The following is a 224-nucleotide window of genomic DNA, read 5'->3' on the forward strand; positions in this document are numbered from 1 at the left end:
CCGCCGATTGCGCGGCGGCGACCTGCGCGCGCGCCGCGGTGACGGCGGCGCGCGTGCTGCGAACGCGCGCACGATCGTCGTCCAACTCCTGCACCGACGACGCCCCTTCTTTCGACAGGGTCTCCGAGCGCGACAGACGCCGCGCGGCGGCGTCGAGTTCGGCCTCGCGTGCCGCCACGTTCGCCTCGGCCGTCGCCTTGTCCGACACGCGCGCGGCGGCCTGT

The 224-nt window shown here is 75.9% G+C and carries 1 pseudogene; it reads right to left on the bottom strand.

The features are described 5' to 3' along the window. Positions 1–224: pseudogene (locus A985_RS29450) on the bottom strand (hemolysin D); the annotation flags it as partial.

Origin of the sequence: Pandoraea sp. B-6 (assembly GCF_000282835.1) — a bacterium.
In the GTDB taxonomy this organism is placed as follows: domain Bacteria; phylum Pseudomonadota; class Gammaproteobacteria; order Burkholderiales; family Burkholderiaceae; genus Pandoraea; species Pandoraea cepalis.